The organism is Cupriavidus sp. BIS7, assembly GCF_000292345.1.
In the GTDB taxonomy this organism is placed as follows: Bacteria; Pseudomonadota; Gammaproteobacteria; order Burkholderiales; family Burkholderiaceae; genus Cupriavidus.
Window position 1 is genome coordinate 1 of sequence record NZ_ALOU01000133.1, and the last position, 660, is coordinate 660.

General features: G+C 64.4%; 1 protein-coding gene. It reads right to left on the reverse strand.

Annotated elements, in window-relative coordinates; genetic code table 11:
- Nucleotides 1-569 (reverse strand): efflux RND transporter permease subunit (locus B552_RS28030; protein WP_035880501.1); only part of this gene is annotated, 569 nt, incomplete at its 3' end.
- Nucleotides 570-660: the final 91 nt, after the last annotated feature.

Genomic DNA, 660 nt, shown 5'->3' on the forward strand with positions numbered 1-660 from the left:
GGGTCCAGCCAGATCCGCATTGCATATTCGGTGCCGAACAGGTCAGCCGCACCGACGCCGGGTACGCGGCGGATCGAGTCCACGACCTGGGCCGACACGAAGTTGCCGAGCTCGATCGCGTCCGAATTGCCGGACTTGGACGAGACCGTGATGAACATCATGTAGTTGTTGCCGGCCTTGTCGACCCGCACACCCTGCTGGCGCACTTCCGCCGGCAGGCGCGCTTCCACGCGCTTCAGGCGGTTCTGCACTTCCACGGAGTTCAGGTCGGCATTCGAGCCCGGCGCGAACGCGATGTTGATCGTGGCCAGGCCGGACGCTTCACTCTGCGACTCGTAATAGAGCAGGCTCGGCGCGCCGTTGAGCTCCTGCTCGATCGGGGTCACCACCGTGTCCTCGATGGTCTTGGCCGATGCGCCGGGGTAGGTCGTGCTGACCGAGATGATCGGGGGCGCGATATTGGGGTACTGCGCGATCGGCAGTTGCAGGATCGCAAGCGCGCCGCCCAGCACGATGATCAGCGCAAGCACCCACGCGAACACCGGCCGGTCGATGAAAAACTTCGCCATGAATCTGGCTCCCTATGTGTTGCGTGGTCAGCCTTGCTTGGCCGGCGACTGCTCGGCGGGCTTGGCTTCGTTGCTGGCTTCCGACTTGCCG